The sequence below is a fragment of the Bacillus sp. RC51 genome (assembly GCF_044908115.1).
GTDB classification, from domain to species: domain Bacteria; phylum Bacillota; class Bacilli; order Bacillales; family Bacillaceae_G; genus Bacillus_A; species Bacillus_A mycoides.
In genome coordinates, this window is record NZ_JBIYCW010000009.1 from 225,871 (window position 1) to 235,040 (window position 9,170).

Here is a 9,170-nt window from a genome sequence, read left to right on the forward strand (position 1 = left end):
AAGCTAGCTTCTACATCAAAAGAAGTAGAAGCTTTTTTCTTCTTATTTCATACTTTCTAAAAGCTCTTGCTCATAATCATAAAGAGCTGTTGGATAGTCTCCATTGAAGTAAGCCATACATAGACCACCGTATTTCCCTTCATATGGGCGTCCAATTGCATCTACTAATCCATCTTCACTTAAAAATGTTAGTGAATCTGCTCCGATGATTTGACGGATTTCTTCTATTGAATTATTTGCTGCGATTAATTCTTTTCTCGTTTGAATATCAATGCCATAGAAGCATGGATACTTAAGAGGTGGTGAAGCAATTCTTACATGGACTTCTGTCGCTCCAGCCTCGCGAAGCATACGAACAATTCGTTTACTTGTCGTTCCTCTTACGATAGAATCGTCAATCATAACAACTCGTTTTCCTTCAACTACGCCTCTTACTGCTGAAAGCTTCATCTTAACCCCTTGCTCACGCAGTTCTTGAGAAGGTTGAATAAACGTACGTCCAACGTAACGATTTTTAATTAACCCTAACTCATACGGAATTCCTGTCGCCTCCGCATAACCAATTGCTGCTGAAATACTAGAGTCTGGTACACCAGTAACAACATCAGCTTCAATAGGAGCTTCCGCCGCTAAACGTTTCCCCATGTTTTTACGAGCTGCATGAACATTAATACCAGCGATATTAGAATCTGGACGTGCAAAGTAAATGTATTCCATGCTGCAAATCGCATGGTCTACTTCATTTGTAAAACGATCTACGTGAATTCCTTCATCATTGATAATAAGCAATTCACCAGGTTCTACATCACGAATGTATGTTGCACCAACTACATCGAAAGCACATGTTTCCGATGCTACAACGTAAGCATCCCCCATCTTTCCGATTGAAAGAGGACGGAATCCATTTGGATCTAGCGCAACAATCATTTCATTTCCAGTTAGTAAAAGATATGCAAACGCACCTTTCACTTTATTTAGAGCCTCTTTTACACTATCAATTAAAGAATCTTTTGTACTACGTTTAATAAGGTGTAAAAGTACTTCTGTATCTGAACTTGTTTGAAAAATACTTCCCTCTGCCTCTAATTCACGACGAAGCATTTTTGCGTTAATTAAATTTCCGTTATGAGCTAACGCCATGCTATGATCGGAAAAACGGAATAATAATGGTTGAACGTTAGCAACTTCACTTCCACCAGCTGTTGCATATCTTACGTGTCCAATTGCTGATTTCCCGTTTAATCCCTCTAGCTCACCTCTTGAAAACACTTCTGATATTAAACCTAACCCCTTGTGACCGATGATTTTTTCCCCATTATTTACAACAATGCCTGCGCCTTCTTGCCCACGGTGCTGCAAACTGTGCAATCCGTAGTACGAAACTTGTGCTGCATTTTCATGCCCCCAAATTCCGAAAACGCCACATTCTTCATTTAACCCCTTTATTTCAGTAAGCATGGGATTGCCCCTTTCCAAGCCTTTCTCATTTCATCTACATTTGCTGTAAGTAATACTTCATTTTCTTCATTATGAATTGTTACTTCATTTGTATTTGTCACTTCTCCAACTTGAATTGCTTCAACCGCTTTCTCAAATGCTTCTTTATTTTCACGTTTTACAGTTATAACGAAGCGCGATTGTGATTCTGCAAATAATACTGTTGTTGCTTCCCCATCTAATTTCACAGTAGCACCTAAACCGTTAGCACCAATTGCACTTTCAGTAATTGCAACTGCTAAACCACCTTCTGCAACATCATGTGCAGATTGAACAAGGCCAGCTTGAATTGCTGCTAGTACTTGCTTTTGGCGTTTTAATTCTACATCTAGATCAATGCTTGGTGATTGACCGAAAATTTTTCCGTAGATCATTTTCTGTAATTCACTTCCACCAAACTCAGCTTTCGTCTCTCCAATTACATAAACTAAATCGCCAGCTTGTTTAAATTCTTGTGTTGTTACGTGTTTTAAATCGTGTACAAGTCCAACCATCCCAACAGTTGGTGTTGGATATACAGCTTCACCACTACGCTCGTTATACATTGATACATTCCCGCCGATAACTGGCGTTTGTAACTTGCGGCAAGCTTCACTCATACCGTCTACTGATTTCTCAATTTGCCAGAAGATTTCTGGTTTTTCTGGGTTACCGAAGTTTAAGCAATCTGTAATTGCAAGTGGCTCCCCGCCAGAACATACGATATTACGTGCTGCCTCTGCTACTGCAATTTTACCGCCCACTTCTGGATCTAAATAAATGTAGCGAGAGTTACAATCTGTCGTCATTGCTAATCCTTTTTCTGTGCCGCGTACACGTATAACCGCTGCATCTGAACCTGGTGTAACGATTGTGCTAGTGCGCACTTGATAATCATATTGATCATATACCCACTCTTTACTTGCAATCGTTGGTTGTTGTAATAAAGATAATAACGTTGCTTTATAATCTTCTACTTTTGGTGTTTCCATTTTCATCTGCTGGAACTCAGCAAAGTATGCTGCTTCTTTTGACGGTTTATGATAAATTGGTGCTTCTTCTGCAAGAGCATCCGCTGGTACTTCAGCTACCATTTCATCTTTATGGAATAAGCGAAGCATTTTATCTTCAGTTACTTTCCCCATCGTAACTGCTGCAAGACCATATTTTTCAAATAAATCTACTATTTCTTGCTCTCTACCTTTTTTCACAACGATTAACATACGTTCTTGTGATTCAGATAACATCATTTCATATGGAGTCATTCCAGTTTCACGCTGTGGTACATCATCTAAGTACATTTCAATACCCATACCTGCTTTACTTGCCATTTCTGCAGAAGATGATGTTAAACCAGCAGCTCCCATATCTTGAATTCCAACAAGTGCATCAGACTGAATAAGTTCTAAACATGCTTCAATAAGAAGTTTCTCCATAAATGGATCCCCTACTTGAACTGCTGGACGCTTCGCTTCTGAGCTTTCAGATAACTCTTCAGATGCGAATGTTGCACCGTGAATACCATCACGACCAGTTGATGCTCCTACGTACATTACTGTATTACCAGCACCATGTGCTTGCCCTTTTTTAATATCTTCATGATTAATTAGGCCTACACACATTGCATTTACAAGTGGATTTCCTTCATAGCATGGATCAAACTGTACTTCGCCGCCAACAGTAGGAATACCGATGCAGTTACCGTATCCTGCGATTCCTGCTACTACTTCTTCGAATAAATATTTCACACGTGGTGATTGTAATTCACCGAAACGAAGTGAGTTTAATAGAGCTACCGGACGTGCGCCCATAGAGAATACATCGCGAATAATACCACCGACACCTGTTGCTGCCCCTTGATATGGCTCAATTGCAGAAGGATGGTTATGACTTTCCATTTTAAATACCACCGCTTGATTATCACCGATATCTACAATTCCAGCGCCTTCTCCAGGTCCTTGTAAAACACGCTCACCTGTCGTTGGAAACTTACGAAGAACTGGCTTTGAATTTTTATAACTACAATGTTCAGACCACATAACAGAAAATAGTCCCGTTTCTGTATAATTCGGCAAACGGCCTAAAATCTTTTCAACCATGGCAAACTCTTCGTCTGTTAGCCCCATTTCCGCATATATACGCTCTTCTTTAATTTGTGTTGGATTTGGCTCAAGCATTAACGACATATGTTTCCCTCCACTGTTTTAAGATAGATTGAAAGACTTTTAACCCTTCAGCACCGCCAAGTAATTCATCTACAGCACGCTCTGGGTGTGGCATCATACCAAGAACATTTCCTTTTTCATTTACAATACCTGCAATATCTGAAACGCTTCCATTCGGATTTTCTACGTAACGGAATGCGATTTGATTATTCTCTTCTAATTGTTTAAGAGTCGCTTCATCACAATAGTAATTTCCTTCGCCATGTGCAATTGGAATGTTAATTACTTCATCTTTTTCATATTGTGATGTAAACATCGTTTCATTATTTTCAACACGTAACTGAACAGTACGGCACATAAACTTTAAGTTTTCGTTTCTCATTAATGCTCCTGGTAGTAATCCTGATTCAACAAGAATCTGGAATCCATTACACACTCCTAAAATCGGCTTTCCTTGCTCAGCAGCTTTTTGCACTGCTTTCATTGCGTTAGCAAAGCGAGAAATAGCCCCGCATCGTAAATAGTCACCGTAAGAGAATCCACCTGGTAGTAAAATTGCATCATATTCATCTAAATTCTCTCTATCGTGCCAAACGTAATCTACTTCTTCACCAAGCTCATCTTTAATTGCATGGAACATATCGACATCACAGTTCGAACCTGGAAATACTATGACTGCAAATTTCACTGTGCGACAACCTCCTCAACTTCATAACGGAAGTCTTCCATTACAACGTTTGCTAATAATTTTTCACACATTTCTTTTACCTTGCTATCCAGATCAGATACTGATTTATCAATTGTTAATTCCATATATTTTCCGATTCGAACGTCTTGTACTTCTGTAAATGAAAGACTATGAAGTGCTCCCTTTACCGCAGTTCCTTGTGGATCTAATACACTTTCTCTTAACGTTACATATACCTTAACTTTATACATGTGAAGCTCCCCCTAAACGTTTTAAAATTTCTTCATATGCTTCTGTTAAATTCCCAAGATCACGACGGAATACATCTTTATCAAATTTTTCGTTGCTCGTTTCATCCCATAAACGGCAAGTATCTGGTGAAATTTCATCTGCTAATATGATTTCCCCTTCTTCTGTTACGCCAAACTCTAATTTAAAATCTACTAATCTTACACGACAGCTTGCGAAATGCTCAATCATCACTTGATTGATTTGTAGAGCTGCATCTCGTAATACGCTTACTTGCTCTGGTGTTGCAACATTTAACAAACGAATATGATCTTCCGTTACAAGTGGATCTCCTAAATCATCATCTTTGTAGTAAAATTCTACGATTGGTGTTGTAAGAGCAGTTCCTTCTTCCATTCCTAGTCTTTTTGAAAGACTACCTGCAATTACGTTTCTTGTGACAACTTCTAATGGAATAATACTCACCTTTTTGACAAGTTGTTCTGTATCAGATAACTTCTCCACAAAGTGTGTTTTAATTCCAACTTCTTGTAACTTTCTGAACAATAAAGTTGTAATCTCATTGTTCAAACGACCTTTTCCTGTAATTGTCGCTTTTTTCTCCCCATTGAAAGCAGTCGCACTATCTTTGTACTCTACCCAAACCATATCTGCTGCTTCTGTACGATAAATTCTTTTTGCCTTACCTTCATACAGCAATTCTAGCTTTTGCATTTCGCAAGCCCCCTGTAGTTTGAAAAATGTGAATAATGTTTTTATAAAGAATGGCACAGAATGACTCTATTCTGTGCCATATGAAATTTTACGCTTCGTTTAATCCAAGGCGTTCAAAGATTGTATCAACGTGTTGCATATGATGTTCATAATTGAAACATTCGTTAATTTCTTCTTGCGTTAACTTACTTGTAATACGCTCGTCAGCTTCTACAAGCTCTTTAAATTGTACTTGTGTTTCCCAAGCTTCCATTGCTTTAGGCTGTACGATATCATAAGCTTCTTCACGTACCAGACCTTTGTCAATTAGTGTAAGCATTACGCGCTGAGAGTAAATTAAGCCGTATGTTCTTGTCATATTGCGTTTCATATTCTCTGGGAATACAGTTAAGTTTTTAACGATATTACCAAAGCGATTTAACATGTAATTTAACGCGATTGTAGCATCTGGTAAAATTACGCGTTCTGCAGAAGAGTGAGAGATATCACGCTCATGCCATAACGGAACATTCTCGTAAGCTGTCATCATATAACCGCGGATAACACGAGCTAAACCAGTCATATTTTCAGATCCAATTGGATTACGTTTATGCGGCATTGCAGAAGAACCTTTTTGACCTTTTGCGAAAGCCTCTTCAACTTCACGTGTTTCACTCTTTTGTAAACCACGAATCTCAACTGCCATCTTTTCAACAGATGTTGCGATTAGTGCAAGTGTTGACATGTAATGTGCATGACGATCACGTTGCAATGTTTGTGTTGAAATTGGTGCTGCTTCTAATCCTAAGTTTTCACAAACATACTTTTCTACGAATGGATCAATATTTGCATATGTACCAACCGCACCAGATAATTTACCAACGCGAACTGTATCAGCAGCTTGTTTGAAACGCTCTACGTTACGTTTCATTTCTTCATACCAAAGACCAAGTTTTAAACCAAATGTTGTTGGCTCTGCATGTACACCATGTGTTCTTCCCATCATGATCGTGTATTTATGCTCTTTCGCTTTATTAGCTAAAATGCTAACAAAGTTTTCTAAGTCTTTTAACAAGATTTCATTTGCTTGTTTTAAGATATAAGATAACGCTGTATCTACTACGTCTGTAGATGTTAAACCGTAATGAACCCATTTACGTTCCTCGCCTAATGTTGGTGTTTCTGATACAGCACGAGTGAAAGCAACTACGTCATGACGTGTTTCTTTTTCAATTTCATAAATACGATCAATATCAAATGATGCATGTTCACGAATTTTTTTAACATCTTCTTTTGGAATGTCGCCAAGCTCTGCCCATGCTTCACAAGCTAAAATCTCAACTTCTAACCATGCCTTAAATTTGTTTTCTTCCGTCCAAATTGCACCCATTTCAGGGCGTGTATAACGATTAATCATCTTTTTCCCTCCAACAGTTGTTCTTGATGGTCCCAAATATGCAAACTCTTCGCTTTTTCTAGAGCGACTTCAATATTATCATTTAAAATATTAACATGCCCCATTTTTCGCTGCGCTTTTGCTTCTTCTTTTCCATACAAGTGTAAATAGCACCCGGTTAGTCTATTCACTTGTCCTAGGACCCCTTCTATATGTTCGCCTAAAATGTTTACCATGACAACTGGTTTTAACAAATTTGTTTCTCCAAGAGGTAAATTACAGATTGCTCGAATATGTTGACCAAATTGACTCGTTTCACATGCATCCTGTGTATAGTGTCCTGAATTGTGAGGTCTTGGTGCTAATTCATTAATGTAAATCTCACCGTCAGCTGTAGCAAACATCTCTACCGCTAGTGTTCCCACAAGTTCTAGTTCATCCGCAAGTACCTTTGCGTAAGCAATTGCTTTTTGAGAAAGTTCTTCTGTAATGCGAGCTGGAACGATAGATTCATGTAAAATGTTATTTACATGAATATTTTCCGCTACCGGAAATACTTTCGTTTCACCACTTACACTACGAATTACAATAACTGATACTTCTTTTTCAAAAGGCACCCATTTTTCTAGAATGCACTCTGCTTCATCCGCAAGCTCTCGTGCCTTCTCAACATCAGTTTCACTTCTTAAAACAACTTGCCCTTTCCCATCATATCCACCTGTCGTCGTTTTTAAGACGGAAGGAAATGATAATTCAGCAATCGCTTCAGTAAGCTGATTTTGATTTTGAACTAATCTATACATTGCTACTGGTAACCCAGCTTTCTCAATTGCATTCTTTTCTGTAAAACGATTTTGCGTTTTATTTAACAATTGACTACCTTGTGGTAAGTAAGCATGTTTTTCAAGCCATTGTAAACATCTATAATCAATATTCTCAAATTCATATGTGACAACGTCGCTTATCTCTGCTAAATGCTGAATTGCTTTTAGATCGTCATATGGTGCAACGACTTCAACATCAGCAACTTGTGCACATGGTGAATGCTTTGTAGGATCTAAAACAGCAATTTTATAACCCATTTCCTTAGCTGCCAACGCCATCATTCTTCCAAGCTGGCCGCCTCCAATAATGCCGATTGTTTTTCCAGGTAAAATGATTCTCGTCATACTAGCTCACTACCTTCACGCACAGTTTTCTCAATAGCTTCTCGTCTCAACTCTAATGCATCATGTATATCATCATGAAATGATCCAAGTATTTGTGCAGCAAGTAATCCAGCATTCGTTGAACCAGCCTTACCAATTGCAACAGTTGCAACTGGAACCCCTCCTGGCATTTGGACAATGGATAATAATGAATCTAGACCGTTTAACGCTTTTGATTGAACTGGGACACCGATTACAGGAAGATTTGTCTTCGCTGCAACCATTCCTGGTAAATGTGCTGCTCCACCGGCTCCAGCAATAATAACTTTTAATCCACGTTCACGAGCTGTTTCTGCATATTCAAACATATAATCCGGAGTCCGATGAGCGGATACAACTTTTTTCTCATACGGTATATTTAATTCATCTAAAATGTCACAAGCATATTTCATTGTTTCCCAGTCTGACGTGCTTCCCATTATGACTCCAACTAGTGATTTCATATTAGAATCCCCCCGATTCAAATAAAAAAAGCCTGAAATAGAACAGTTTCTCTTTTACTATGAGAGAAAGCGCTCTACTCAGGCATACGTATCCCTTGTGAATAGAAAAATACCGAGTGACTTTCCCTCATAGTCTAACGAATAACGGTCGTTAGGTAGAGACTTGCAGGCCATATCCCCGCGATTATATGAGGTCTTATATATTATTGTTTCTATGGCTATATTAACAATATTTCATAAACAATGTCAATAAATAATCGAATGTTTTTTTATTAGTCATCGATAACGTTCGTGTTTTAGTTATATTCAAAAGAAGAATTGCAACTATATACAAGAAGAAAAGGGAATTAGAATATATATTTCTAGAGATCTATTTTATACATAACTGTTCATATATACTGTTGTGTCTACAAATCAATATAATTTATAAGGAGGATAACCGTGAAAAAATAACTATGCTATTATCATATTTGTTTTTCTCTGTCGCAGCAATTTCTGTAATTATTGAATACTTATTGATATCATCCCATTTTTAAAATGTACACTTATGATAGAAATAATGTTTCCTATCTTAGGGATTATTTTAGGGGAATTTGGAAAATTAGGAGCACGAAAAATCATTGCCATTATTTTAAATAGTCTCTATTTCATCCTTTTTTCGTCTTTAGGATTATTAAATTTATGAATTTTAACCTTCGGTAAATAAAAATAAACACAAAAAAACCTAAGTCGAAACGACTTAGGTTTTTGCTTGGCGACGTCCTACTCTCACAGGGACAAGGTCCCAACTACCATCGGCGCTAGAGAGCTTAACTTCCGTGTTCGGTATGGGAACGGGTGTGACCTCTCTGC

8 protein-coding genes, 1 rRNA gene, 1 pseudogene and 1 riboswitch are annotated in these 9,170 nt (G+C 38.0%); of the genes and pseudogenes, 1 reads left to right on the forward strand and 9 read right to left on the reverse strand.

The features are described from left to right. Positions 1-42: 42 nt before the first annotated feature. From purF to purE, 8 genes are all read right to left on the reverse strand, one after another. The gene (gene purF, locus ABH959_RS19005; protein WP_002091359.1) at positions 43-1,458 is read right to left on the reverse strand and encodes an amidophosphoribosyltransferase; all 1,416 of its coding nucleotides are present in this window, start codon (positions 1,456-1,458) and stop codon (positions 43-45) included. Continuing rightward, positions 1,443-3,662, reverse strand: coding sequence for a phosphoribosylformylglycinamidine synthase II (gene purL / locus ABH959_RS19010; protein WP_113938629.1), 2,220 nt, complete (start codon positions 3,660-3,662; stop codon positions 1,443-1,445). Before purL ends, purF begins: the two co-directional genes overlap by 16 nt. Continuing rightward, positions 3,646-4,329, reverse strand: coding sequence for a phosphoribosylformylglycinamidine synthase subunit PurQ (purQ, locus tag ABH959_RS19015; RefSeq protein ID WP_000666771.1), 684 nt, complete (start codon positions 4,327-4,329; stop codon positions 3,646-3,648). Before purQ ends, purL begins: the two co-directional genes overlap by 17 nt. After that, entirely contained in the window at positions 4,326-4,580 is a 255-nt protein-coding gene (gene purS / locus ABH959_RS19020) for a phosphoribosylformylglycinamidine synthase subunit PurS (RefSeq protein ID WP_000278823.1), read from the reverse strand. The genes purQ and purS overlap by 4 nt, the downstream gene beginning before the upstream one ends. Next, positions 4,573-5,292 (reverse strand): phosphoribosylaminoimidazolesuccinocarboxamide synthase, encoded by a 720-nt coding sequence (gene purC, locus ABH959_RS19025; protein ID WP_002029482.1) that lies wholly within the window; start codon positions 5,290-5,292, stop codon positions 4,573-4,575. Before purC ends, purS begins: the two co-directional genes overlap by 8 nt. An 88-nt stretch (positions 5,293-5,380) precedes the next feature. Next, positions 5,381-6,688 (reverse strand): adenylosuccinate lyase, encoded by a 1,308-nt coding sequence (gene purB, locus ABH959_RS19030; protein WP_002091361.1) that lies wholly within the window; start codon positions 6,686-6,688, stop codon positions 5,381-5,383. After that, positions 6,685-7,836: a 5-(carboxyamino)imidazole ribonucleotide synthase gene (gene purK / locus ABH959_RS19035; protein WP_219300564.1), complete on the reverse strand. Its 1,152-nt coding sequence runs from the start codon at positions 7,834-7,836 to the stop codon at positions 6,685-6,687. Before purK ends, purB begins: the two co-directional genes overlap by 4 nt. After that, on the reverse strand, positions 7,833-8,318 hold the full coding sequence (gene purE / locus ABH959_RS19040; protein WP_002010008.1) for a 5-(carboxyamino)imidazole ribonucleotide mutase: 486 nt from the start codon (positions 8,316-8,318) through the stop codon (positions 7,833-7,835). Before purE ends, purK begins: the two co-directional genes overlap by 4 nt. Before the next feature lie 110 nt (positions 8,319-8,428). After that, a riboswitch (purine riboswitch) is annotated at positions 8,429-8,530 on the reverse strand. A gap of 243 nt (positions 8,531-8,773) precedes the next feature. On the opposite strand from purE, the pseudogene ABH959_RS19045 reads away from it, so the two are divergent. Further along, positions 8,774-9,003, forward strand: a pseudogene (locus tag ABH959_RS19045) (hypothetical protein). A 64-nt stretch (positions 9,004-9,067) separates the two neighbouring features. On the opposite strand, the gene rrf reads toward ABH959_RS19045, so the two are convergent. Next, positions 9,068-9,170: ribosomal RNA gene (rrf, locus tag ABH959_RS19050) — 5S ribosomal RNA — on the reverse strand; the annotation flags it as partial.